Origin of the sequence: Profundibacterium mesophilum KAUST100406-0324 (genome assembly GCF_009835145.1) — a bacterium.
Lineage (GTDB): Bacteria > Pseudomonadota > Alphaproteobacteria > Rhodobacterales > Rhodobacteraceae > Profundibacterium > Profundibacterium mesophilum.
The window spans coordinates 64,105-87,315 of record NZ_APKE01000007.1; the positions used below are offsets into that span (position 1 = coordinate 64,105).

Annotated in this window: 25 protein-coding genes; 20 read left to right on the forward strand and 5 right to left on the reverse strand. The window is 68.2% G+C overall.

Annotation, left to right across the window (positions count from 1 at the left end):
* Positions 1-220: 220 nt before the first annotated feature.
* Both PMES_RS02375 and PMES_RS02380 read left to right on the forward strand, forming a co-directional pair.
* A complete protein-coding gene (locus PMES_RS02375; RefSeq protein WP_201288941.1) occupies positions 221-3,715 on the forward strand; it encodes a CheR family methyltransferase in 3,495 nt (1,164 codons plus the stop codon).
* A 205-nt stretch (positions 3,716-3,920) separates the two neighbouring features.
* Entirely contained in the window at positions 3,921-4,874 is a 954-nt protein-coding gene (locus PMES_RS02380) for a cation diffusion facilitator family transporter (RefSeq protein WP_159963934.1), read from the forward strand.
* A 12-nt stretch (positions 4,875-4,886) separates the two neighbouring features.
* Here the strand turns inward: PMES_RS02380 and PMES_RS02385 are convergent, their stop codons facing one another.
* Positions 4,887-5,318: a MerR family transcriptional regulator gene (locus PMES_RS02385; RefSeq protein WP_159963935.1), complete on the reverse strand. Its 432-nt coding sequence runs from the start codon at positions 5,316-5,318 to the stop codon at positions 4,887-4,889.
* Positions 5,319-5,492: 174 nt separating this feature from the next.
* On the opposite strand from PMES_RS02385, the gene PMES_RS02390 reads away from it, so the two are divergent.
* From PMES_RS02390 to PMES_RS02435, 12 genes are all read left to right on the forward strand, one after another.
* Complete coding sequence (locus PMES_RS02390) at positions 5,493-5,720, forward strand: hypothetical protein (protein ID WP_159963936.1); 228 nt, start codon at positions 5,493-5,495, stop codon at positions 5,718-5,720.
* Entirely contained in the window at positions 5,717-5,947 is a 231-nt protein-coding gene (merF, locus tag PMES_RS02395) for a mercury resistance system transport protein MerF (RefSeq protein WP_159963937.1), read from the forward strand. Before PMES_RS02390 ends, merF begins: the two co-directional genes overlap by 4 nt.
* Positions 5,948-5,961: 14 nt before the next feature.
* Positions 5,962-7,377 (forward strand): mercury(II) reductase, encoded by a 1,416-nt coding sequence (gene merA / locus PMES_RS02400; protein WP_159963938.1) that lies wholly within the window; start codon positions 5,962-5,964, stop codon positions 7,375-7,377.
* A gap of 36 nt (positions 7,378-7,413) precedes the next feature.
* Entirely contained in the window at positions 7,414-7,743 is a 330-nt protein-coding gene (locus tag PMES_RS02405; protein WP_159963939.1) for a YnfA family protein, read from the forward strand.
* A 257-nt stretch (positions 7,744-8,000) separates the two neighbouring features.
* A complete protein-coding gene (locus PMES_RS16640; RefSeq protein WP_236549666.1) occupies positions 8,001-8,144 on the forward strand; it encodes a hypothetical protein in 144 nt (47 codons plus the stop codon).
* 252 nt (positions 8,145-8,396) lie between these two features.
* Entirely contained in the window at positions 8,397-8,585 is a 189-nt protein-coding gene (locus PMES_RS16645) for a hypothetical protein (protein ID WP_236549667.1), read from the forward strand.
* Between the two features lie 57 nt (positions 8,586-8,642).
* Positions 8,643-8,990: a hypothetical protein gene (locus PMES_RS02415; protein ID WP_159963940.1), complete on the forward strand. Its 348-nt coding sequence runs from the start codon at positions 8,643-8,645 to the stop codon at positions 8,988-8,990.
* Positions 8,991-9,086: 96 nt separating this feature from the next.
* Positions 9,087-10,019, forward strand: coding sequence for a WD40/YVTN/BNR-like repeat-containing protein (locus tag PMES_RS02420; RefSeq protein ID WP_236549668.1), 933 nt, complete (start codon positions 9,087-9,089; stop codon positions 10,017-10,019).
* A gap of 1 nt (position 10,020) precedes the next feature.
* Positions 10,021-10,506 (forward strand): DUF411 domain-containing protein, encoded by a 486-nt coding sequence (locus tag PMES_RS02425; protein ID WP_159963941.1) that lies wholly within the window; start codon positions 10,021-10,023, stop codon positions 10,504-10,506.
* Positions 10,507-10,513: 7 nt separating this feature from the next.
* Positions 10,514-10,645, forward strand: coding sequence for a hypothetical protein (locus PMES_RS16825; RefSeq protein ID WP_268892402.1), 132 nt, complete (start codon positions 10,514-10,516; stop codon positions 10,643-10,645).
* Complete coding sequence (locus PMES_RS02430) at positions 10,642-11,115, forward strand: c-type cytochrome (RefSeq protein WP_159963942.1); 474 nt, start codon at positions 10,642-10,644, stop codon at positions 11,113-11,115. The genes PMES_RS16825 and PMES_RS02430 overlap by 4 nt, the downstream gene beginning before the upstream one ends.
* A gap of 88 nt (positions 11,116-11,203) precedes the next feature.
* Positions 11,204-11,851 carry an SCO family protein gene (locus PMES_RS02435; RefSeq protein ID WP_159963943.1) on the forward strand — a complete coding sequence of 216 codons (648 nt, stop codon included), beginning with the start codon at positions 11,204-11,206 and terminating at the stop codon, positions 11,849-11,851.
* Positions 11,852-12,143: 292 nt separating this feature from the next.
* Here PMES_RS02435 and PMES_RS02440 read toward each other — a convergent pair whose 3' ends face one another.
* From PMES_RS02440 to PMES_RS02450, 3 genes are read right to left on the reverse strand one after another with little or no spacing between them, the layout of a single operon-like run.
* Positions 12,144-13,232: an ABC transporter substrate-binding protein gene (locus PMES_RS02440; RefSeq protein ID WP_159963944.1), complete on the reverse strand. Its 1,089-nt coding sequence runs from the start codon at positions 13,230-13,232 to the stop codon at positions 12,144-12,146.
* Complete coding sequence (locus PMES_RS02445; protein ID WP_159963945.1) at positions 13,202-14,581, reverse strand: sensor histidine kinase; 1,380 nt, start codon at positions 14,579-14,581, stop codon at positions 13,202-13,204. The genes PMES_RS02440 and PMES_RS02445 overlap by 31 nt, the downstream gene beginning before the upstream one ends.
* A complete protein-coding gene (locus PMES_RS02450) occupies positions 14,578-15,243 on the reverse strand; it encodes a response regulator transcription factor (RefSeq protein WP_159963946.1) in 666 nt (221 codons plus the stop codon). Before PMES_RS02450 ends, PMES_RS02445 begins: the two co-directional genes overlap by 4 nt.
* A 108-nt stretch (positions 15,244-15,351) precedes the next feature.
* On the opposite strand from PMES_RS02450, the gene PMES_RS02455 reads away from it, so the two are divergent.
* The 6 genes from PMES_RS02455 to PMES_RS02480 all read left to right on the forward strand — a co-directional run bounded on the left by PMES_RS02455 (position 15,352) and on the right by PMES_RS02480 (position 21,418).
* Positions 15,352-16,344, forward strand: coding sequence for a tripartite tricarboxylate transporter substrate binding protein (locus PMES_RS02455; RefSeq protein WP_159963947.1), 993 nt, complete (start codon positions 15,352-15,354; stop codon positions 16,342-16,344).
* A 73-nt stretch (positions 16,345-16,417) separates the two neighbouring features.
* Positions 16,418-16,903 (forward strand): tripartite tricarboxylate transporter TctB family protein, encoded by a 486-nt coding sequence (locus PMES_RS02460; RefSeq protein ID WP_159963948.1) that lies wholly within the window; start codon positions 16,418-16,420, stop codon positions 16,901-16,903.
* An 11-nt stretch (positions 16,904-16,914) separates the two neighbouring features.
* The gene (locus tag PMES_RS02465) at positions 16,915-18,435 is read left to right on the forward strand and encodes a tripartite tricarboxylate transporter permease (protein ID WP_159963949.1); all 1,521 of its coding nucleotides are present in this window, start codon (positions 16,915-16,917) and stop codon (positions 18,433-18,435) included.
* Positions 18,428-19,630, forward strand: a complete 1,203-nt coding sequence (locus PMES_RS02470; RefSeq protein WP_236549669.1) for a CaiB/BaiF CoA transferase family protein — start codon at positions 18,428-18,430, stop codon at positions 19,628-19,630. The genes PMES_RS02465 and PMES_RS02470 overlap by 8 nt, the downstream gene beginning before the upstream one ends.
* Positions 19,627-20,397, forward strand: a complete 771-nt coding sequence (locus PMES_RS02475) for a citryl-CoA lyase (RefSeq protein WP_159963950.1) — start codon at positions 19,627-19,629, stop codon at positions 20,395-20,397. Before PMES_RS02470 ends, PMES_RS02475 begins: the two co-directional genes overlap by 4 nt.
* Positions 20,384-21,418: an AbrB family transcriptional regulator gene (locus PMES_RS02480; RefSeq protein WP_159963951.1), complete on the forward strand. Its 1,035-nt coding sequence runs from the start codon at positions 20,384-20,386 to the stop codon at positions 21,416-21,418. The genes PMES_RS02475 and PMES_RS02480 overlap by 14 nt, the downstream gene beginning before the upstream one ends.
* Here PMES_RS02480 and PMES_RS02485 read toward each other — a convergent pair.
* Positions 21,350-23,143, reverse strand: coding sequence for a SulP family inorganic anion transporter (locus tag PMES_RS02485; protein WP_159963952.1), 1,794 nt, complete (start codon positions 23,141-23,143; stop codon positions 21,350-21,352). The two genes, PMES_RS02480 and PMES_RS02485, sit on opposite strands and share 69 nt — an antisense overlap.
* Positions 23,144-23,211 lie beyond the last annotated feature (68 nt).

The following is a 23,211-nucleotide window of genomic DNA, read 5'->3' on the forward strand; positions in this document are numbered from 1 at the left end:
TTCGATGCGGACCCTGCCGGGGCAGGCCATGTGACAGCAGAACGGACGCTACGTGAGAATGTTCCGACAGTCCGCGCGCGCCGGTGGATTTCAGCTTGGGGAAAGGGGCGCCGGCGGCGGGCTTCAGCGATGGGGACCCGAACTGCGAGACCTGTCTTTTAAGTGCGTTCCGGATGTGCTTGAGTGCCTTCGGGCCTTCGCGGCCGAACGGGAGGCTCCCTTGGAAAATTCGGAAACGTTGCCCCCGGAGGCGACGAGGGACAACACCCCGGTCTGCGCGATCGGGGCGTCGGCGGGTGGGGTGAAGGCGCTTCGCTCCCTGTTCCGGCAGTTGCCCGACGATCTCGGGCTTGCCTATGTCGTGATCGTGCACCTGTCGCCCGAGCATCCCAGCCTGCTCGCCGAGATCCTCTCGGGTTGCACCCGGATGCCGGTCCACCAGGTCGAGGACACGCCCGAACTGCACCCCGACTGCGTCTACGTGATTCCGCCCGACAAGGAGCTGGTGATCGACGGCAACAACATCCACGCCCGCGACTTCACCGAAGCGCGCGGCCGCCGTGCGCCGGTCGATCTGTTTTTCCGCTCCGTCGCCTCGGCGCGCGGCGATGGCATGGCGATCGTGCTGAGCGGCGCCGGCGCGGACGGCTCGATCGGCGTGCGCGCGATAGCGGAGGCCGGCGGCGTGGTCTTCGCGCAGGACCCCGCGGAGGCGGAATTCGGCGCCATGCCGCAGAACGCGATCGCCACCGGCGTCGTCAATTTCGTCGCCTCCATCTCCCCGCTGGTCGAGCGGATGGTCGAAGTGGCGAAGAGCAAGGAAGCCGTGCGCTCGCTGGATGCCGACAGTTCGGCCAATGACCTGCGCCGGATCGTGGCCTTTCTGCGTGCGCGGACCGGGCACGACTTCTCCAGCTACAAGCGTGCGACGGTGATGCGCCGCGTCCTGCGCCGGATGCAGGTCCAGCGGATCACGACCCTGGCGGCCTATGGCGAATTCGTGCGCTCGGCGCCCGAGGAGGCGCAGGAGCTCTTCGGCGATTTGTTGATCTCCGTGACCCAGTTCTTTCGCGACGAGGCGCATTTCGACGCCCTGAAGGACCGTGTCATCGTGCCGCTCTTGCAAGATGCCTCGAACAGGTCCGAGGATATCCGCATCTGGTCGGTCGGATGCGCGACCGGCGAGGAGGCCTACAGCCTGGCGATCACGATCCTCGAGGAGACCGACCGGCTCAGGCTGAACGTCCCGTTCCAGATATTCGCCAGCGACCTCGACGAAGGCGCGCTCGGCACGGCACGCGAGGGGCGTTACCCCAAGTCCATCGCCGCCGACGTGTCCCAGCAGCGGCTGAGCCGGTTCTTCGTCGACGAGGGCACGCATTTCCGCATCCGCAAGGAGGTGCGCGACGTCGTGCTCTTCGCCTCCCACAGCGTGCTGAAGGACCCGCCGTTCATGCGGCTCGACCTGATCACCTGTCGCAACCTGATGATCTATCTCGAACGCATGCTCCAGTCGCAGTTGCTGAACCTGATGCATTACGCGTTGAACCCGAACGGCTACCTGTTTCTCGGCTCGGCGGAGACCGCCGATGCCACTTCGGAATTCTTCACGCCACTCGACCGCGATGCCCGGATATATCGCGCCAAGCCCACGGGGCGGCGGAACATGCCCGCCCTGCCGCATGTCTCGGCCGAGGATCTGAGCCGCTCGCGACGAAAACAGATCGAGGCACGCCGCAGCCGCCATGACGTACCGATCGCCTTGCACGCCGAGGCCCTGGAAAGCGCTGCGCCGCCGAGCGTCTTGGTCGATGAAAGCGCCCAGATCTTGCATCTGTCGCCCAATGCCGGCCGCTACATCCTGCATTCGTCGGGCACGTTTTCGGGCAGGCTGACGGATGTCGTGCGCCCCGAACTGCGCCTCGATCTCAAGATCGCGATCGACCGCGCCGCCGAGGGGCTGCCGTCGCTGACCCATCCCGTGCAGGTCGACTTCACCGGCGAGGCACGCCGTGTCGCGATGCAGATATCGCCCGTGCCGGTCGGCGACAACGCCACCAGGCGCGCGCTGGTGCTGTTTCTCGACGCCGGGCAGGCGCAGGCCGATGGCCCCGAGCAGGAGGAGGCTTTCGGTGGCGACAACACCGAGGAGCGCCGGCTCCATGCCGAGCTCAAGGCCGCGCAGCAGGCGCTGGTGATCAGCCGGGCCGAGCATGAAACCGCCATCGAGGATCTGCGCGCCGCCAACGAGGAGCTGCAATCGACCAACGAGGAATACCGCTCGACCTCCGAAGAGCTGGAGACCTCGAAGGAGGAATTGCAGTCGATGAACGAGGAGCTTCAGACGGTGAACGCCGAGCTGAAGTCCAAGCTCGAGAGTATTTCGACCGCCCATAGCGACTTGCAGAACCTGACCTCGGCCACCGAGATCGGCACGCTGTTCCTGGATGCCAAGCTGCGGATCCGCATTTTCACCCCGCCGACCGCCGACCTGTTCAACATCACCGAAATGGATGTCGGCCGCCCGATCACCGATTTCACCCATCGGCTCAGCCATGACGAGATCGAGGGCGAAGCGCGCCGCGTTCTGCGTGACCTGTCTCCGATCGAGACCGAGCTTCAAAGTCGCGACGGTCGCTGGTTCATGATGCGTATCCGCCCCTACCGGACCGTCGAGGACAGGATCGAGGGGGTGGTGCTGACCTTCGTGGATATCACCCGGCGGCGCGAATCCGAACATCAGTTGGAGAGCAGCCGCCAGGAATACGAGATGCTGTTCAACTCGATCGACGAAGGGTTCAGCATGCTCGAGGTCTGCCTCGGTGAGGGTGATGCCGAGACGGATATACGCTTCATCGAGGTCAACGCCGCATTCGCCCGCCAGACCGGGCTTGCGGATGTCGAAGGCAGGACGACACGCGAACTCGTACCGGATCTCGAGGCGCACTGGTACGAGGTGTGCACGCGGGTCGTCAGGACGAGCGGATCCGAACGCATCGAAGGCCTTGTTGCGCCACTCGGCCGGTTCTACGAATGCTACGTCTTCCCAGTCCCCAACGCGGGCGAAAACCGCATCGGATGCCTCTTCCGCGACATCAGCGAGCGCAAGCGGACCGAGCAGCGGCAGGACATGCTGACCCACGAACTTTCGCACCGGGTCAAGAACACGCTGGCAGTGGTGCAGGCCATCGCCCGCCGCCCGGTCAAACCGGACATGAGCATCGAGGACTTCCGCAAGACCTTCGTCGGGCGGATACGGGCGCTGTCGCATGCCCATGACCAACTGCTCGACACGCGCTGGGAATCGGCCGAGCTCGGCAAGTTGGTCGAGGCGACACTGAAAACCTATGGCGAACCCGGGGATGGCCGTATTCAATGCAGCGGCCCGGACATCCTGCTCTCGCCGCGACAGGCGCTCTGCCTCGCGCTCGTGCTTCATGAGCTTGGAACGAACGCCGCCAAGTACGGCGCCCTGTCGTCGCATGAGGGCCGTTTGTCCGTAACCTGGACGATCGAACGCAAGGAGGGTGTATCGGGGGCGCATATGACCTGGTGCGAACGGGACGGCCCTCCCATCGACCCCGGGGCGGCGCCCGAGAATGGCTTCGGCATGCAATTGCTCAAACAGGCCGCCGCTTTCGAACTCGGGGGCACCGTGGATGTCGTACTCGGCGCCGAAGGTCTGAGGGCTGCTATCGCGTTCCCCCTGGAATGAGGGTCCGCAAGCCTCGCGCGCCGGCAAGCATCGCCGCGCCGCAAATGGCATGGAAACGCCCCGAAGCCACGGGCAGTACCGCCGTATCCGCGCGAACCGGGGGGGTCGCGGGATGGTCCCGCGGCAGGCCCCTGGTCAGGCATTCCGGCAGGCTTAGGTCCGGCAGGAAAGGCGCCTTCGGGCATGCGCGGGAAAGGACGTAACGATGCCGCATGATCATGGCCACGCACATATGGATCCCGCCTCCGGCGACCGGCGTGTCTCGATCGCCATATGGGCCAATGCGCTCCTGACGGTGGCGCAGATCATCGGCGGCATCCTCTCAGGCAGTCTCGCCCTGGTCGCCGACGCTCTGCACAACCTGTCGGACATGGCCTCGCTGGTCATCGCTTTCGTGGCCCGCAAGATCGCCCGGCGCCCCGCGGACGCGCGCATGACCTTCGGCTACGGCCGGATCGAGATCGTGGCCGCGCTGATCAACTACACCACGCTGATCCTCGTTGGCGTCTACCTGGTCTACGAGGGGGCGATGCGGTTGATCGAGCCGACCGGGGTCGCCGGCTGGACGGTGGTGATCATCGGCGCCGTGGCGCTCGCGGTGGACGCGCTGACGGCCTGGCTGACCTGGTCGATGCAGAAGGGGAGCGTGAACATGCGGGCGCTCTTCGTGCACAATCTCAGCGACGCCCTGGCCTCGGTTGCGGTCATCGTCGGCGGCGTGCTCATTCTTCGCTACGACATGCGCTGGGTCGATCCGGCGATCACGATCCTGATCGCGCTCTATATCCTCTACCTTGCCCTGACCGAGATCGGCGGGCCGATCCGCACGCTCATGCTGGGCAGCCCGCCCGACATGGACGCCCGCGCGGTGGTGCGCGCGATGACCGAGGTGAGCGGGGTCGCGGATGTCCACCACGTCCACCTGTGGCAGATGCAGGAGCACGCGGTGGCGCTCGATTGTCACGTCGTGCTGAACGAGGAGGGCTGGAGCCGGATCGAGCCCGTCAAGGCCGAGATCAAGGAGCGCCTGAGGGCGGAATTCGGCATCACCTGGTCGAGCCTCGAGTTCGAGACCATCCATCGCGCGCATCAGGGTGCCGATCTCTTCGGTCACGGGAGCCATGGCGGCCATGAGGATGCGAGGGACGCAGGCCCGTGATGGCAGGGCAGTCTATGCCCGGAGGCGGCTTTGATTGAGAACATCGAGGAGCGGGCATTCGGGGGTATCGGCTCCGCTGCATCGGGCGATCGTGTCCGAAAGCCGGGTTTCGATCGCCTGGAGATCGCGGATCTTGGCGCGCACCACGCCAAGGTGATGCCGGCCGACGCCCTCCACCTCGGCGCAGGTATGGCCGCCGCGATCGACCAGTGACAGGAGCCCGCGGATCTCCTCCATGGTGAAACCCAGCTCCCGCGCCCGCATCACGAAGCTCAGCCGTTCGACATGGGCCCTGCCATAGCGGCGATGACCCGCGGGGCTGCGCGGCGGGTCCGGCATCAAGCCGACATTCTCGTAATACCGAATGGTCTCCAGATTGCAGCCGGTGAGCCGTGCCAGCTCGGAGCGTTTCAGATCGCTCGCGGGGGCGTGATCGTCGGGCACGAGATTTCTCCTTGATCCTGTAGCGGCTACAGACCCTACCTTGTCCCTCATCGAACGACAACGGGGCGGTGCGATGACGACGAGAGCGATCGGGAACGATCGAGAACGAAGGACGGCCCTGGCATTCCCCTATCTCGCCCGCTGCATCCTGACATTCTGAAACGGAGCCATTCCATGAAACTGCCTCTCGCCGCGTTCCTTGCCATCCTGCCCACGACGATCCTCGCGGCCGAGGCCGAGCGCCTGGAAACGGTCGAGATCGCGGGGTTTTCCGGGGGCACGGCCGGGGATGGCACCTACGTCCTCCGCCATGACGACGCCGTCACCGCGCCCGAGGCACTGGGCGCCGCGATCACCGGCACCGGCTACGGTGCGGCGCTCGTTGCCGGAGCCGGGTCATGAGCGCGCGCGAAACGCCCCCCGCCCGGAATGACCGCCTCCTGAAATCCGGCCTGATCGGCACCGCCATCGTGGCGCTGTGCTGCTTCACCCCGGTTCTGGTGATCCTGCTGGGCGCGGTCGGGCTCTCGGCCATGCTCGGCTGGCTCGACATCGTGCTCCTGCCGGCGCTTGCGGTCTTCATCGGCATCACCCTCTACGCGCTTTGGCGGCGCCAACGCACGAGTTGAAGAAGGAGAGCGACATGAAAGATTTCACCACATCCGGGGGCGGCGACTGCGACCTTGCAGTGATCGGGGCCGGATCGGCCGGGTTCTCGGCCGCGATCACTGCCGCCGAGGCCGGCGCGCGGGTCGCCCTGATCGGGGCCGGGACCATCGGCGGCACCTGCGTCAACGTGGGCTGTGTGCCCTCCAAGGCGCTGATCCGCGCGGTGGAAAGCTTGCACCACGCCCGTGCCGCGGGCCGGTTCGACGGCATCGAGGCCGAGGGCCGCGTTACCGACTGGGCTGCGACGGTCGCGCAGAAACAGGCGCTCGTCGAGGAGCTGCGCGCGGCGAAATACGCCGACGTGCTGCCCCGGCATGAAAATATCGTCTATGTCGAAGGGCGCGCCCGGTTCGACCCGAAGGGCCGGCTCACCGTGGACGGCGATATATTTCCGGCGTCGAAGATCATCCTCGCCACAGGATCGCGCCCCCACGTGCCGGCGATTTCCGGCATTGAGAAGGCCGGCGCCCTCGACAGCACCTCGGCGCTGGAACTCACCGCGCTGCCCGCCTCGATGCTGGTTCTCGGCGCGGGCTATATCGGGGTGGAGCTGGCGCAGATCTTCGCCCGCGCGGGCGTCGCGGTGACGCTGGTCAGCCGCCGCGGCGTGTTGCCGGAGGCTGAGCCGGAGATCTCCGAGGCGCTGACGGGCTATCTCGCCGCCGAGGGCATTCGCATGGAGCGGCTCGCCGGCTACGGGAGCGTGGCGCGCGAGGCGGGTGGCCTGTGCCTCACCGGGACCGCGGGCGAAACCTTCACGGCGGAGCGGCTGCTGCTGGCCACGGGGCGGGTGCCGAACAGCGATGGCCTGAATCTCGCCGCCGCGGGGGTCGAGACGGGCGCGCGGGGCGGCATCGTGGTGGACGCGCAGATGCGAACCGCGAACCCGAATGTCTGGGCCGCGGGCGACGTCACCGGGCGCGATCAGTTCGTCTACATGGCGGCCTATGGCGCGAAGATCGCCGCCCGGAACGCGGTGGCGGGCGAGGCGCGCGCCTACGACAATGCCGCGATGCCCTGGGTGGTGTTCTCGGACCCGCAGGTGGCGGGCGCGGGACTGAGCGAGGCGCAGGCCCGCGCCGCCGGGCACGAGGTGGTCACCTCGGTCCTACCGCTCGACGCGGTCCCCCGCGCGCTCGCCGCCCGGGACACGCGCGGGCTGATCAAGCTGGTGGCGGAGGCGGGCAGCAAACGCCTGCTGGGCGCGCAGATCCTCGCCCCCGAGGGCGCAGACAGCATCCAGGCGGCAGCAATGGCGCTGAAGGCCGGACTTACTTACGAAGAGCTGGGCGACACGATCATGCCCTATCTTACCACCGTCGAGGGGTTGAAACTTGCCGCCCAGACCTTCGAGAAGGACGTGGCCGCGCTCAGCTGCTGCGCGGGGTAGCGGCCGCGATCGCCGCACAATACGGGGGAGAAGCCCATGCCGACCCTTGCCGCCTATATCTGCGCAGCCCTCGCCGAGATTGCCGGATGCTTCGCCTTCTGGGCCTGGCTCCGGCTCGACAAGCCGATATGGTGGATTGGGCCGGGCATGGCTTCGCTCGCGCTCTTCGCCTTCCTGCTGACTCTGGCCGACAGCGCGGCCGCCGGACGCGCCTACGCGGCCTATGGCGGCATCTACATCGCGGCCTCGCTGGCCTGGCTCTGGGCAGTCGAGGGGGTGCGGCCGGACCGGTGGGATCTGATCGGCGTCAGCCTTTGCCTACTGGGCGCCTTGATCATCGTGGCCGGCCCCCGGACACCCGTCTGAGATCGAAAACCTCACCACGATCCAAAGGGGCGCCGAAGTGACCGATACGCTCGACCTGATCGTGATCGGCGCCGGGATAACCGCCGCGAAGACATGCGCGCGTGCCGGCCGGATCGTCGCCATCGCCGACGAGCGGCCCCATGGCGGCACCTGCGCGCTCAGGGGGTGCGATCCGAAGAAGTTGCTGCGCGCCGGATCGTCCTCGTCGGTGGCGGCTACATCTCTTCCGAGTTCGCGCATATCGCGGAGCGAGCCGGGTGCCCGCCACCGATCATCTCGCCCTCGCCGCCAGGACCGAGGCCGAGCATGGCGGGGTGAACGTCGCGCCGTGGCTGCAATCGCCAGCGAACGCGCGCATCTACGCCGCCGGTGACGCCGCCGCCTCCCCGGCAAGCCCCTGACCCCGGTCGCGGTATTGGAGGGCAAGATCGCCGCCACAAACATGCTGAAAGGCAAGCGGACCGAGCCGGACTGCACCGGGATGCCGGGCGTGGTGTTCACCATCCCCGAACTGGCGCGGGTCGGCTTGCAGAATGAGGCCCGCGAGAAAGGTGATGTGGAGGTGAGCATCACCGACACCCAGGGCTGGTTCTCGCAGAAACGCATCGGCAAGGGCCATGCGGGCGCGAGAATCATCACCGGCAAAGACGGCCATGGCCCTTGGCCTTCACATGCTCGGGCCGGACCATGCGGACCTGATCGACGTCTTCTCGCTGGCAATCAAGCCGGGACTGACGGCGGCGCAGGTCGGGGCGATGCCGGCGGCCTGCCCGGCGGGGGCTTCGGATCCGGGCTCGCTGGTCTGTCCGGGTCGCGAAAGGCGCGTCATCAGGATTTGTTGAAGGGCAGGGGGCGAGGCAAACCTCGACAGGCCGGATGGAACTGCCTACACAACGGTCATGCGCATCCTGCTCCGCCTTGCCACGCTCTGCCTGTCGCTTGCCCTTCTGGGCGGCGTGCTGATGCATGACCTGGCCGGTGCGAGAATGTCACTGGACATGGCCAGCGCGGCCACGGCGCCGGACGTGGAGCAGGGCGAGCTCTGTCCCGCCTGCTCCGAGGACATGGCCGAGGTTCCCCTGTGCGACATGGATTGCACGGCCCCGGTCCACGTGTCGGGCAAAGCGCAGCAACTCTCGCCCCTGACCTTGCGGACCACGGCCCTGGGACAATCGGGCGATGACAGGTTGGTGGGGCTCGATCCCGGTTCGGACCCCTTTCCCCCGCGAAACAGCGTCCTCGCCTGACCGGCCGCACCTGGGGGTGACGGCCCGGTCCCGCCATGCCTGCCAAAGACCGGCCGGCGCGATCGACGCTACCTGTCACCTTCGGGAACTGTCTCAATGTCTGTCTTCTCTCCGCGAGACCTCTCGCGCCGGCGCTTTCTGGGCCGCGGTCTTGCCGCGTTCTGCGCGCCGCTGATCCTTCCCCGTGCCATCCTCGCCGCTCCTGATACCGCAGTCCGCGCGCTTGCCTTCGATGCCGGCGCGCCGGTCGTCGCCACCCGGGCCGGGCTCTGGCGCCTGCACCCCGAGGGGGCCGAAAAGCTGCCCCTCGCCGAGCCGGTGACGTGTCTTGCCAGCCACCCGCGGCGCGCCGGGGCACTCGTCGCCGCCCTCGCGGGCGGTGGGCTGCGGCGCAGCGCCGACGGAGGCCAGAGCTGGAGCGATGCCGCCGGTCTGCCGGATGCCCAGATCACCGCGCTGACCATCGCCGCGCTTGAGCCCGACATGATCTATGCCGCGCTCGAAGGCGACGGGCTCTGGCGCAGCCGGGATGCCGGGGAAACCTGGGAGTTCGTGATGGACAGGCCCTATCTTGCCGGGGCCGAACATGACGTGCTGAGCCTCGTCTCGCTCGCCAGCCCGACCGGCATGGGCGGTATCTGGCTTTATGCCGGGACGAAGGCGGGGCTGACGCGCGTGCCCGATTGCTTTTGCCGCTGGCAGGACGTGACGGCGGGCGGTGCGATGGATGCGCTTGCCGCCGGCAGGACGCCGCCGCCGGCCAATCCCCTGCCCGAGGGCGAGCCGGTCGGCCGCCTGGCCCTCGCCCCGGAGACGCCGCTGCGGCTCTATGCCGGCTTGCGCAGCGGCCTCTGGGCCTCTGCGGATGCCGGGGTGAACTGGACCCTCGCCTCGGCCGGGGCAATCGAGGCGCTGGCCGTCGATCCGGGCGATCCGAACCACCTTGTCGCCGGCCGCGCGGGCGGCCTGTCCGTCAGCGACGACGGCGGTGCGACCTGGACCCTCTCAACATCTTTCAAGGATATCTGACATGAAAACGAAACGCACACTTGGCGCGGCCGCCACACTGACCGCCGCCGGCATCCTCGGGTTCGCGACGCTCGGCCTCGCCGGGGACGACACCGCGAGTGACATGGCGGCGACGGTTGCCGCGGACCGGCAAATGACCATCTGGCGCGACCCATCCTGCGGCTGTTGCGATGCCTATGCAGATTACATGGAAGGCGAAGGCTATCACGTCACCCGCATCGACGACCGCGATTTCGACAAGCGTTCCGTCGAGGTCGGCGTTCCGGAGCAGGGGCTCGGCTGTCACCTGGCGGAGGTGGACGGCTACTATGTCAGCGGGCTCGTGCCCGCCGACATCATCGACCGCCTGACCACCGAGCGGCCCGAGATCACGGGCATCACCCTGCCGGGAATGCCAAGCAACGCGCCCGGCATGGCGGGCAAGAGCGGCACGCTCAAGACCTATGCCTTCGGGGAGGACGGGGTCACCGTCTATTCCAATGAGTGAGTGTCCGATGATGGACATGATGGGCGGCCCGATGATGGCCGCGATGATGGGGTTCGGCGGGCTGGTGCTGATCTTGATGGTGGGGGTGCTGGTCCTTGGCATGCTGGCCCTGGTGAAGTTTCTGCGGAGGCCGGCATGAGGCGGCTGATCCTGGGCGGGACGGCCGGCGCCGCGGCGCTTCTGGGGCTGGCGGTTTGGGCGGGGGGCGAGAAGGACATGCCCCCGCTTGCCTTCATGGGCGAGTCCGTGGACGGCGCGGTGCTCGAGCGGGGCCGGGAGGTCTATGCCGAAAACTGCGCCTCCTGCCACGGCGCGGAGCGCGAGGGGCAGCCCGATTGGCGGCGGCGGCTTGAAAATGGCCGCATGCCGGCCCCCCCGCATGACGAGACGGGCCATAGCTGGCATCACGCGGATGGGCAGCTCTTTACCATCACCAAATTCGGGGTCGGCGCCGTCGTCCCCGGCTACGAAAGCGACATGCCCGCCTTCGAGGGTATCCTTGGCGATGACGAGATCGCCGCCGTTCTCGCCTATATCAAGAGCACATGGCCGGAACGCGAGCGCGCCTTCCAGGCGGAGGTGACCGGCAATGTGGAGGGCGGCTCATGAGCGGGGGCGCCCCGCGCGCCCGGGGTGATGCCGGCCCCGCGCACCGTTCGGCCGCAGGGCCGGGCGGCGCACCGTCCGGATTTGCATCATGACCGACATCACACCCGCCCGCCGCCGGCTCATCAAGGCCCTGTGGGCCGGCAGCATCATCGCCGCCATCCTGGTCGCGGCCCTCGTCATGCCGGGAACGGGCGCGGATCATGGGCACCGGGTCTCCTATACCGGCGAGGCCGATATCCGTTCGGAGTTCAGGCTTGTCGATCACCATGGAAAGACCGTCACCCAAGGCGATTTTGCGGGCCGGTGGCAACTCGTCTTCTTCGGGTTCACGCAATGCCCCGACATCTGCCCCACGACGCTGGCCTACATGGGCGGCGTGCTCGATCTGCTGGGGGCGGAGGCGGGCCGTGTCGCGCCGCTCTTCGTGACGGTCGACCCCGAGCACGACACGCCCGAAGTCCTCGCCGAATACGTCACCGCCTTCCATCCCCGGCTGCTCGGCCTGACGGGAAGCGAGGCGCAGATCGCCGATGCCGCCGAGGCCTTCAAGGTCTACCACGAGCGGCTCGAGAACGCGGATGCGCCCCACGGCTATATGATGGCCCATGCGGGGCACATCTATCTCATGCGCCCGGACGGTGCCTTCGAGGCGGTGTTCATCGAGGGCGATCAGCCGCCAGAAGCCCTTGCCGAAGAGATCTCGATGCGCATCGCGAAGGAGGCGAGCAAGGGATGATCTCCGACCCATCCTCTGCCCCATGCCTCGGGTGCGGCTCCCACCTGCGCCGGGCATCGGGGCAACGGATCCCCGTCTCATCGTCATCGGCTTGCTGCGAGCTGCAGGGCCAACCCGAAGGAAGCAGGCGATGAGGGGTGGCGGAATGATGTTCGGCAGGGGGTCCGGGGGCCTCCGATCCTCCTGAACCCTGATGCCCATGCTCGCGGCGCTCGTGGAATGCCTGCGCGGGTCGGCGCCATTTCACGCAGCGGATGGACGAGCCTGTCATCCCCGTCGCGGGCCCGGGTGGTCACTTGCGCGGCGGCGCGCTGTTCTCCCTCGCCGCCGGCGCCGCGCCGGCGGGCGCATCCGCGCCTTGCCTGACCGCGTTCTCCCAGGCCCTGAGGAAATTGCGGCGGTTCAGCCTGTCGAGATTGACCATCAGCCCCGGACCCAGGCGGATGGGGCCGAAGCCGGCGGCCTGGGCGGCATCGATACCGCTCAGCGCGGGAAGCGGCCACGATCCGGCGGCGGAGCGCAGGCCGATCCCGATCAGGTGATCGATGAAGGCGCCGGCCAGTTCCGGGGCATCGGCCTGGCGCGGAATGATCGCGGTGCGCAGCATGACATTGGCGAAATCCTCCATCTCGACCACCGCGAGGGCATCGGAGGCCGACGCGGCGAGCCTGTCCCGCGCATAGCTTCCCAGCACGTTGTAGGCGAGGACGAGTTCGCCCTCCACCAGCGCGTCGATCATCTGGGCCGAACAGCAGTAAAGCTCCGGATCGAGCCGCCCCATCACTTCCGACAGGCGCCAATAGGCGTCCGTGGCCCGTGCATCCTGCGTGGCGAAGAGATATCCCAGCCCGCTCTTGCGCACGTCATAGGTGCCAATCCGGCCACGGAACCGGCCGGGATGCTCGCGCAGCAGGGTGATGAGGTCGCGGCGCGTGGCGGGGATCTCGAGACCTGCGAGGGCATCTTGCGCGATGACGATGACGGCGGGTTCGGCGGTGAAGGCGAAGATGAGGTCGCGCCAGCCCGCCCAGCCGGGAAGGGCCTGCGTCGCCTCCGAGCGGTAGCGCCGGGCGTGGCCGTCATTGGCGAGCTTGAACTGCAGATCCATCGCCGATGACAGGGCGAGGTCATAGGCGGCGCCCTTGCGGATCATCCGCGCCAGGTCTGCCGAGGAGACCACGCTGTAATCGATGCCGATCGCCGGGTTCGCCCGGTGAAAGGCGGCCAGGTAGGGATCGAAGACCGACAGGTCCGCGGTCGACAGAATGCGCAGAACGGTCGGCGAGGAGCCCTCGTAGACATGACGGTCCTCGATCGCCGGCTGCGCGGACAGGGTGCCGGCCAGCAGGATCAGGCCGAGGGCAAGATGAGCGAGACGCATGCGCCGCCTCCTTCTTTCGGATCGCGGTTCGACAGGATCAGCCTGCCGCCATGGGCGCGCAGGACATCGCGCGTGATGGTCAGGCCGAGCCCCGATCCCACGTGCCCCGCCGCCGTCTCGCCGCGCCGGAACCGCTCGGTCAGCGCGTCGAGCGGCCCGCCGCCGAGGCCGGGCCCCTGATCGCAGACCCGGACGAAGGCCTCGCCCCCCTCCACGCCGACGGCAATGTGGATGTCGGTGGCGACGGGGGAGTATTTCACGGCGTTGTCGAGCACGTTGCGAAGCGCCGTATCGAGCAGGACCGCGTCCCCCGACACTAGCGCGGGATCGGCGCGCAGGGAGATCTCGATGTCGCGCATCGTCGCGGTCGGGCGGATCGCGTCGGCGGTTCTCAGTGCGAGCTTCGACAGATCGACCGGATCGCGCGCCAGGTCCTCGGCGCGGAAGGCGACGGTGGCGTGGTCGAGAAGCTGGCCCGCCGAGCGCGAGCTTTCATCCACGGCGCGGATGATCAGGCGCAGGCGCGCGCGGTCGGAGGACGTGCGCGCCTCGCCCAAAGCGAGTTCCGATTGCATCCTGACGCTCGCCAGCGGGGTCCTGATGCGGTGGGCGGCTTCGGCGATGAAATCCTCGGAGCGGCGCAGCGAGCCGGCCAGCCGCAGCATCAGCCTGTCCAGCGCCTCGATCAGCGGCGAAAGCTCGGCCGGGGCGCGCCGCCGCAGGGGGCGCATGTCCGAGGGGCCGCGCCGGGCGACCGCGCCGGCGATCTCGGAGAGGGGTTTGAGCGAGGCGCGCGCGGCGATGGCCGAGAGCGTGACGGCGATGCAAAAGAAGGCGACCGACAGCAGCGCCGCCATCCGCGACAGGTCCCTGGCCACCTGCGTGATGCCGGTCGTCGTCTGCGCCACGGTGACGGAGACGGGGACCCGGTTGCCGGCGACCGCCACGATGCGCGTGGCGCTGGCCATGCGGATCGTCTCGCCGACATAGTCGGCGGTCGCGAAGACGACGCCGCCGGGCTCGGGCGGCTCGGGGCGTGGTTCGGGAAGATCGCCGTATCCCGTCAGCAGAAGCCCGCCCGCCACCGCGCGGTAGAAGACCCGGTCCTCGCTGATCGCGCCGAGCATCGAGAAGGCCGAGTAGGGGAGCTCGAGCTGAACCTCGCCCTCCTCGGCGCGCAGGGTCTCCACGATGCTCGTGACCGAGGCGGCGAGGACGTTGTCCTGCGCACGCCCCACGGCACGGCGCGCGAATTCCGACACGGTCAGCCAGGACAGGATCGACAGGACCGCCGCCACGCCGGCCAGCAGGAATGTCAGGCGCTGGCGGATCGAGGCGAGGGGCCTCATCGTGGCAGGTCGAGCCGGTAGCCCAGGCCGCGCACCGTCTCGATCCTCGCATCGGTGCCCTCGAGGCGCTTGCGCAGCCGCCCGACATAAACCTCGATGGCATTCTCGGTCACGTCCGCATCGAAGGAGAACAGGCTGTCGAGCAGGCGTTCCTTCGACATCACCTGGCCGGCATGGCGCGCGAGGGCCTCGAGCAGCCGGGTCTCGCGATTGCGTAGCTCGGTCGTTTCGTTGCCCTTGCGCAGGCGGCCGGAACTGGGATCGAAGAAGGCGGTGCCGATCGCGATCTCGTTGCGCGGCGAGCCGCCGCGGCGGCGCAGGACGGCGCGGCAGCGCGCCTCCAGTTCGGAGAAGTCGAAGGGCTTCGTGATGTAGTCGTCGGCCCCCTGGTCAAGCATGCTCACCCTGTCGCAGATCTGCGAGCGTGCGGTCAGCATGATCACCGGCGTGCCGCCATCGGCCCGGCTTCGGCGCAGCAGCTCGCGCCCGTCGCCATCGGGCAGCATCACGTCGAGCAGGATGAGATCGTAGCTGGCCGTCTCGAGCCAGTCCTGCGCCTCGGCGACCGATCCGGCATGATCGACGGCATGTCCGTCGAGCATCAGCCGCTTCAGGATCGCGGCGGCAAGCTCGGCGTTGTCCTCGACCAGCAGATACCGCATTCCCGTCCCCCGCAGCGCGTCGGGACCGTGTCAGGTCCATGTCAGCTTCCCGTGATGGACTACAGGAATGGACGGTTCGCAACCGCCTGTCAAACGGGAGGAATACCAATGAAGACGACCATCACGCGTCGCGCGGCCCTGCTGGCCGCGACGGCCGCATTCGCATTCGGGGGCATGGCCCATGCCGAGCAGCACATGGCCGAGCAGGTCATCGAGGAGCTGCATTTCATCATCCCGGGCGGGGCTGGCGGCGGCTGGGACGGCACGGCGCGCGGCACCGGCGAGGCACTGACCAAATCCGGTCTCGTGGGCTCGGCAAGCTACGAGAACATGTCGGGCGGCGGCGGCGGCAAGGCGATCAACTACATGATCGAGAACGCCGACAGCCTCGACAATACCGTGATGGTGAACTCGACCCCCATCGTGATCCGTTCGCTGACCGGCGTTTTCCCGCAATCCTTCCGCGACCTGACGCTGGTTGCCGGCACGATCGGCGATTACGCCGCCATCGTGGTTCCGAACGATAGCGAGATCGAGGACATGCAGGGCCTTCTGGAGGCCTACGAGGCGCAGGGCGACGGCTTCGCCGTGGGCGGCGGCTCCGTTCCGGGCGGCATGGATCACCTTGTCGCGGCGCTGGTGATGCGCGCGGCGGGCGAGGACCCGACCATGCTGAACTACATCCCCTACGACGCGGGCGGCGAGGCGATGGCCGGGCTCCTGTCGGGCGAGATCGATGCGCTCTCCACCGGCTTCTCCGAGGCGGTCGCACTGGCCGAGCAGGACGAGGTACGCATCCTCGGGGTGACCGCCGCCGAGCGCGTCCCCGCCTATGACAGCGCGCCGACCTTCAAGGAGCAGGACATCGACACCGAGTTCGTCAACTGGCGCGGTTTCTTCGCGGCGCCTGGCCTGGCGGAGGAGCAGGTCTCGGCGATGCAGGAGGCCTTGTCGAAGATGTACGAGACGGATGCCTGGGAAGAGGTCCGCGCCCGCAACGGCTGGGTGAACATCCACAATGACGGCGAGGCGTTCCGCACCTTCCTCGAACAGCAGGAACAGGAAATCGGCGATCTGATGCGTCAGCTCGGCTTCCTCTGACACCGCCTGTCCGGGCGCGCCCTTGATGCGCGCGCCCGGACACACGGATATTTTCTCGACGGGAGGAGACAACATGGCGCTGGATCGCTGGATCGCGCTGATCTTCGTCGCATTCTGCTGCGCTTACGGGTATCTGGCCTTCTTCACGATGGACGAGCTGCTGCCGCCCTTCATGCAGCGCAACCCGGTCTGGCCCTCGACCTTTCCAAAGGTGCTGAGCGTTCTGGGCATCATCGCCGGGCTGATCGTTCTCACCGGCCTCGAAGCGCATGACGAGGCCGAGCCCGACCCTTCGGCGATCAACTGGCGACGGCTACACGACTACAATCTCGGACAGGCGCTTTTGCTCCTGGGACTGATGGTGGTCTATGCGCTGGCCCTGCGCCCGGCCGGCTTCCTGCCCTCGACGGTGCTCTTTCTGGCCCTCGGGGCGGCGATCCTGGGCGAGCGGCGCTGGATCGTCACGATCCTCGTGGCCGTCCTGGCCTCCGGTTTCGTCTGGTGGCTGGTGGAGCGCGTGCTCGGCATCTTCCTGCGTCCCTTCCCGACCTTCCTGTGAAAGGCTGATCCATGCTCGAAGGCATCCTGCTGGGCCTTTCGGCCGCCATGTCGTTCCAGAACCTGGCCATGGTGGTCGCCGGCTGCCTGATCGGCACCTTCATCGGCATGTTGCCGGGGCTGGGGCCGATGTCGATCATCGCCATCATGATCCCCGTGGCGATCACCCTTGGCGATCCGACGGCGGCGCTGATCCTGCTGGCCGGCGTCTATTACGGGGCGATCTTCGGGGGGTCGACCTCGTCGATCCTGCTGAACGCGCCGGGGGTGGCGGGCACCGTCGCCACCAGTTTCGACGGCTACCCGATGGCGCGCAAGGGGCAGGCGGGAAAGGCACTAACCATCGCCGCCGTCTCGAGCTTCGCGGGGGGCACGATCGGGGCGATCCTGCTGGCGATCTTCGCGCCGGCACTCTCGACGGTGGCACTGCTGTTCCATTCGGCGGAGTATTTCGCGCTCATGGTGGTGGGCCTGTCGGCGATCGCGGCCTTCGCCGGCACGGGGCAGGTCGCGAAGGCGCTGATGATGACCCTACTGGGCCTGATGCTCGCGACCGTGGGCGAGGGCGCCCTGTTCAACATGCCGCGTTTCACGCTGGGCCTGATGGACCTGCAGTCGGGCATCAGCTTCATCACCCTGGCCATGGCGATGTTCGCCCTGCCCGAGGCGATCTACCTCGTGCTCGATCCCAAACGGTCACAGACCGAGGGCGGCGGGTCCGGCAAGATCGGCAACCTGCGCTTCTCGCGCGCCGAGGGGCGCGCCATGCTGCCGGTGATCGGACGCCAGTCGGTCCAGGGCTTCTTCATCGGGGTCCTGCCCGGTGCCGGCGCGACCATCGCGTCCTTCCTTGGCTACGCGGTGGAGCGCAACATCGCGTCCGAGGAGGAGCAGAAGGAGTTCGGCAAGGGATCGGTCAAGGGTCTCGCCGCACCGGAGACCGCCAACAACGCCGCCTGCACCGGCTCCTTCGTGCCGCTGCTGACGCTGGGCATTCCGGGATCGGGGACCACCGCGATCCTGCTGGGCGCGCTCATCGCGCTCAACGTCACGCCGGGTCCGCGCCTGATGACCGACGAGCCGGACATCTTCTGGGCGGTGATCATCTCGATGTATATCGGCAACCTGGTGCTCCTGATCCTGAACCTGCCGCTCATTCCCTACATCGCCAAGATCCTGACGATCCCGCGCACCTTCCTGATCCCCTTCATCCTCTTCTTCACGCTGATGGGCGCCTATATCGGGCAGAATAACGCGACCGAGCTTCTGATGCTGGTGGGACTCGGCGTGATGGCGACGATCTTCAAGTTCGCCGACTATCCGCTCGCGCCGTTGCTCATCGGCTTCATCCTGGGCACGATGCTCGAGGATAACTTCGCCCGCTCGATGCAGCTTTATCGCGGGATCGAGTTCATCTGGGAGCGGCCGATGACGCTGGGTCTGCTGGTCTTCGCCGCGATCCTCGTGCTGCTGCCGGGTTTCCGGGCCCGCCGGGCGCGGGCGCGGGCACGCGGAGTGGCCGACGGTGACTGACACGGCAAAGCCCCTTGACGGGATCAGGGTGCTCGACCTGACCAATGTCCTGGCCGGCCCCTTCGCCTGCCACCAGCTCGCCCATCTGGGGGCCGAGGTCATCAAGGTCGAGGCGCCGGGACGCGGCGATCTCGCGCGCGAGCTTGGCGCCGATCCCGCGCTGTCGCGTCGGGGAATGGGGATCAGCTACCTCGCCCAGAACGCCGGCAAGAAGTCGGTCACGCTCGATCTGAAGTCGGCCGGGGGCAAGGAGGCGCTCAAGCGGCTCGTCGCCACCGCGGATGTGCTGGTGGAGAATTTCCGCCCCGGTGTCATGGACCGCCTGGGGCTGGGGCCGCGCGTCCTGCGGGACCGCAATCCGCGCCTCGTCTACTGCGCGATCTCTGGCTTCGGACAGGATGGCCCCTGGGCCGGCCGGCCCGCCTATGACCAGATCGTGCAGGGTGCAGCCGGCGTCATGTCGATCACCGGCGGCGCCAAGGCCGCGCCGCAACGCGTGGGCTATCCGCTCGCCGACACGGTCGGCGGGCTGACCGCGGCCATGGCCGTCTGCGCCGCGCTGAACGCAGAGCCGCGCGGCTGCGTGATCGATGTCTCGATGCTCGATTCGATGTTGGCGACGATGGGATGGGTGGTGTCGAACCACCTGATCGGGGGAAATGCGCCCGCGCCGCACGGCAACGAGAACCCCACATCCGCCCCCTCCGGCAGCTTCCAATGCGCCGACGGGCTGCTGAACATCGCCGCCAATCGCGACGTGCAATGGGAAAGCCTGGCCCGGGCGCTGGGCCGGGCCGACCTGCTGGAGCGTGCCGATTATGCCGACCGCGAGGCGCGCAAGGCCAATCGCCTGACACTCAAGGCCGAACTCGAGACGGTGCTGACCACCCGGTCGGCCACCCATTGGGCCGACGCGCTCAACGCCGTGGGGGTGCCGGCGGGGGCCGTGATGAGCGTGCCCGCGATCCTGTCGCATCCACAGGTGGCGGATCGCGATTTCCTGGCCCGCTTCGAGGACGTTCCGGGCATCGAGCGCGAAATCGAGCTGATGCGGATCGGCGCGATGATCGACGGGCGGCGGCCCTCCGTCGAGACCCCTCCGCCGACCCTGGGCGCACAGACTGGCGCAATACTGCGGGAGCTGGGATACACGTCCGAAGAGATCGCGCGGATGAAAGAGCAGGGTGTGACATGAGCGACGTATCCGACTGGTGGCGCACCTCGATCATCGAGATGGAGCCGGGGCGCATCGCGCTGCGCGGCACGCCCATCGAGCAGATCATCGGCAAGATGGGGTTCGCCGAAACCATCTGGCTTCTGGTCATGGGCGAGCGGATCGAGGGACCGCGTGCCGCCCTTTTCGAGGCGGCGCTCGTCTCGGCGGTGGATCACGGCCCCCAAGCGCCCTCCATCGCGGCCGCGCGGATGGCGGCGACCTGCGGGATCGGGCTGCAATCGGCGATGGCGACCGGGCTGAACATGCTGGGCGATGTGCATGGGGGCGCCGGCGAGCAGGCGGTGGCGCTTTTCGGCGCCTGCGCGGGTCTCGAGGGGAGCGAGCTGGAGGCCGTTCTGGCCGATTGGCGTGCGCGGAACGGCAAGTATCTTCCCGGCTTCGGCCATCGCTTCCACAAGCCGGTCGACCCGCGCGCGCCATGCCTTCTGTCGCTGGTCGATGCGGCCGCGGCCGAAGGGGCGGTGACGGGACGCCATGCCGCCTCGGCCCGCGCGATCGGCGCCCTGCTCGCGCAGCAGCGCGGCGCCCCCGTGCCGCTCAACATCGATGGTGCCACGGCCGTGATCTATGCCGAGCTCGGTTGCCCGGCCGCCCTCGCGCGGGGCTTCTTCGGCCTGTCGCGATCGGTCGGCCTTCTGGCCCATGCCTGGGAGCAAACCGAGCAGGGCGGGCGCAACAAGGGCCCCACGCCGCCACGATACCTCTGGACGCATGACGCAGGCTGACCGCCCGATCGCCACGCTTGCCCTCGCGGCGGCCGGCGCGGGCATCTTCTGGCTGCTGGGCTTCCCCGCCGCCCCCCTGACCGGACCGGCCGCCTTCGTCGCGGTCGGGGCGATGTTCGGCCTGCGCGCTTCCGTTCCGCACCGGCTGCGCGATGCCATCTTCGTCGTCCTCGGCCTGTCGATCGGAACCTCCGTGACGCCGGAGGTGCTCGGGTTGATCGTGACCTTGCCAGTCTCGCTCGCGGTCCTCGTGGCGACGCTGCTTCTGTCGATCGCGCTCAACCGGCTGCTCCTGCGCCGGCTTTTCGGCTTCACGCCCCTGAATGCCCTTCTGGCCGCCACACCGGGGCATCTGAGCTTCATCATGGGCCTGTCCGACGATCTGAAGGCCGACCTGCCGCGCATCACCCTCGTGCAATCCATCCGCGTGGTCCTGCTGACGTTGCTTGTGCCGGTGATCATCGCCGCGTGGGGTGTCGAAGGCACCGCGCGGGGCATCCCGGCCGCGACCATCGGGCCGGCGGCATTCACCGTGCTTTCGGCGCTTTCACTGGGCGCGGGGCTGCTCTTTCGCCGTCTGGCGGTGCCCGCCGCGCTTCTTCTGGGGGCGCTCGGGGTATCGGCGCTGGGCCACGGCAGCGGCCTGACCCCGGGCGCGCTCCCGGACTGGCTCGTCACCGCGGCGCTGACGGGCATGGGCGGGCTGATCGGAAGCCGGTTCCGCGGCTTCGCCTTCTCCGAGCTGACCGGCGCGCTCCTGGCCGGCGTCTTGGCGACGCTGGTCTCGTGCATCTGCGCGGCCATCGGCGCGCTCATCGTCGCGGCCGTGCTGGACCTGCCGGTGGCGGGACTGCTCCTGGCTTTCGCGCCCGGCGGGGTCGAGGTCATGGCCGCCATCGCCATCGAGACGGGGCTCGGCGCGGCGGTGGTCGCGATGCATCATGTCTTCCGTCTACTCGTCCTCTCCGCGCTCATCCCGGTGCTCGTGCGCCGCGTCGGCGGGCGGGCCGAGGGGCGCTGAGCGGCGCGGCGACCCGGCGAGACGGCAGCAGGCCTCGTGCTGGCTGAGGAAGACCTCGCCGCTCAGATCGTCCAGGAAGGAGCTGCGGCGCAGGCGGTCCATGACCGGTCCCTTCACCTCCGACAGGTGCAGCGTGACGCCGGCATCCGCGAGGCGGGCATTGATCGCCTCGAGCGATTCCAGTGCCGAAAGGTCGATCTCGTTCACGGCGGGGAACATCAGGACCACGTCGGTCAGCTGCGGTTTCTCGACGATGCAGGCGGCGAGCTGATCCTCCAGGTAGCGGGCATTGGGAAAATAGAGACTCTCGTCGACACGCAGGCTCAGCACATGCGGCTGCGTCTCGACATCGTGGCGCAGGACATTGCGGAAATGCTCGGTTCCCGGCACCCGGCCGACCACCGCGATATGGGGGCGGGAGGTCTTGTAGAGATGCACGAAGATCGAGGTGGCGACCCCCGCCACGACACCCGTCTCCACACCCAGCACGAGGGTCAGCGCGATGGTCACCGAGACGGCGGCGAAATCGGCCCGGCTGAAGCCCCAGGCGCGTTTCAGGATGGACAGGTCGACGAGGCTGAGCACCGCGACGATGATCGTGGCCGCGAGCGTCGCCTTGGGCAGGTGATGGATCAGCGGGGTGAGAAAGAGCGCGGCGAATGCGAGGCCCGCCGCCGTGTAGGCCCCCGCGGCAGGGGTCGCGGCGCCGGCATCGTAATTGACGACCGAGCGCGAGAAGCCGCCGGTAACCGGGAACCCGCCGGTGAAGGCGGCCCCGATATTGGCCGCGCCCAGTCCGATCAGTTCCTGGTCGGGGTCGATCCGCTGGCGTTTCTTGGCCGCGAGGGTCTGTGCCACGGAGATCGATTCGACGAAGCCGATCACCGAGATCAGCAGCGCCGGCATGAAAAGCTGCGAGAGCAGGGCGGGCGAGACGGAGGGCAGGGTCAGCGGCGGCAGGCTCTGTGGCACCTCGCCGACGACGGCAACGCCGCGCGCGCCCAGATCGAAGGCCCAGACCGCCAGCGTCGTGACGACGATGGCCAGAACGGGCCCCAGCTTGGCGCCCAGATCGGCCTGGCGCGGCCCGAGCCCGAGGCGGCGCAGGAGCGGCTTCAACCCCGTGCGGACCCAGAACAGGAAGGCGGTGGCCGTGACGCCCAGCGCGGCGGTGATGAGGTTGACCTCGCCCAGATGCGCAAGAAGGCCGGTCGCGATCTCGATCAGCGTATGGCCCTCGCCCTGGATGCCGAGAATGTGGCGCAGCTGGCTCGCCGCGATCAGGATGCCGGAGGCGGTGATGAAGCCGGCGATCACCGGGTGCGACAGGAAGTTGGCGAGGAACCCGAGGCGGAACAGTCCCAACGCCAGCAGCATCGCGCCCGACAGGAACGCCAGTGTCAGCGCCGCCGTCACGTAGCCCGCCGTGCCGCTCTGGGCGATGTCGCCCACGGCTGCCGCGGTCATCAGTGATACCACCGCGACCGGCCCCACGGCGAGTGCGCGGCTCGTGCCGAAGACCGCGTAGAGGACGATCGGCGCGATCGAGGCGTAGATGCCGGCCTCGGGCGGCATGCCCGCGAGCAGCGCATAGGCCAGCGATTGCGGGATCAGCATGATCGTCACGATCACCGCGGCGAGCAAGTCGCCGCTCAGCGCAGTGCGGTCGTAATGCCGGCCCCAGTCGAGGATCGGCAGGTGGCGCGACAGGGAGGACAGGATCATCGGGCCCTCTGGGCGATTGGGGGGAGGGGAAGGCCGCCACGGGCACCGCCGCGGCGATCGGGGGCGGG

Excerpts from the sequence above, each read along its gene's own strand:
- PMES_RS02430 (WP_159963942.1), top strand. The coding sequence starts at position 10,642 with ATGAGGCGGCTGATCCTGGGCGGGACGGCCGGCGCCGCGGCGCTTCTG.
- PMES_RS02440 (WP_159963944.1), bottom strand. The coding sequence starts at position 13,232 with ATGCGTCTCGCTCATCTTGCCCTCGGCCTGATCCTGCTGGCCGGCACC.
- PMES_RS02435 (WP_159963943.1), top strand. The coding sequence starts at position 11,204 with ATGACCGACATCACACCCGCCCGCCGCCGGCTCATCAAGGCCCTGTGG.
- PMES_RS02405 (WP_159963939.1), top strand. The coding sequence starts at position 7,414 with ATGCCGACCCTTGCCGCCTATATCTGCGCAGCCCTCGCCGAGATTGCC.
- merF (WP_159963937.1), top strand. The coding sequence starts at position 5,717 with ATGAGCGCGCGCGAAACGCCCCCCGCCCGGAATGACCGCCTCCTGAAA.
- PMES_RS02450 (WP_159963946.1), bottom strand. The coding sequence starts at position 15,243 with ATGCGGTATCTGCTGGTCGAGGACAACGCCGAGCTTGCCGCCGCGATC.
- PMES_RS02445 (WP_159963945.1), bottom strand. The coding sequence starts at position 14,581 with ATGAGGCCCCTCGCCTCGATCCGCCAGCGCCTGACATTCCTGCTGGCC.
- PMES_RS16645 (WP_236549667.1), top strand. The coding sequence starts at position 8,397 with ATGGCCCTTGGCCTTCACATGCTCGGGCCGGACCATGCGGACCTGATC.
- PMES_RS02415 (WP_159963940.1), top strand. The coding sequence starts at position 8,643 with ATGCGCATCCTGCTCCGCCTTGCCACGCTCTGCCTGTCGCTTGCCCTT.
- PMES_RS02460 (WP_159963948.1), top strand. The coding sequence starts at position 16,418 with ATGGCGCTGGATCGCTGGATCGCGCTGATCTTCGTCGCATTCTGCTGC.
- PMES_RS02455 (WP_159963947.1), top strand. The coding sequence starts at position 15,352 with ATGAAGACGACCATCACGCGTCGCGCGGCCCTGCTGGCCGCGACGGCC.
- PMES_RS02475 (WP_159963950.1), top strand. The coding sequence starts at position 19,627 with ATGAGCGACGTATCCGACTGGTGGCGCACCTCGATCATCGAGATGGAG.
- merA (WP_159963938.1), top strand. The coding sequence starts at position 5,962 with ATGAAAGATTTCACCACATCCGGGGGCGGCGACTGCGACCTTGCAGTG.
- PMES_RS02425 (WP_159963941.1), top strand. The coding sequence starts at position 10,021 with ATGAAAACGAAACGCACACTTGGCGCGGCCGCCACACTGACCGCCGCC.
- PMES_RS02390 (WP_159963936.1), top strand. The coding sequence starts at position 5,493 with ATGAAACTGCCTCTCGCCGCGTTCCTTGCCATCCTGCCCACGACGATC.
- PMES_RS02380 (WP_159963934.1), top strand. The coding sequence starts at position 3,921 with ATGCCGCATGATCATGGCCACGCACATATGGATCCCGCCTCCGGCGAC.
- PMES_RS02480 (WP_159963951.1), top strand. The coding sequence starts at position 20,384 with ATGACGCAGGCTGACCGCCCGATCGCCACGCTTGCCCTCGCGGCGGCC.
- PMES_RS16825 (WP_268892402.1), top strand. The coding sequence starts at position 10,514 with ATGATGGACATGATGGGCGGCCCGATGATGGCCGCGATGATGGGGTTC.
- PMES_RS02485 (WP_159963952.1), bottom strand. The coding sequence starts at position 23,143 with ATGATCCTGTCCTCCCTGTCGCGCCACCTGCCGATCCTCGACTGGGGC.
- PMES_RS02465 (WP_159963949.1), top strand. The coding sequence starts at position 16,915 with ATGCTCGAAGGCATCCTGCTGGGCCTTTCGGCCGCCATGTCGTTCCAG.
- PMES_RS02420 (WP_236549668.1), top strand. The coding sequence starts at position 9,087 with ATGTCTGTCTTCTCTCCGCGAGACCTCTCGCGCCGGCGCTTTCTGGGC.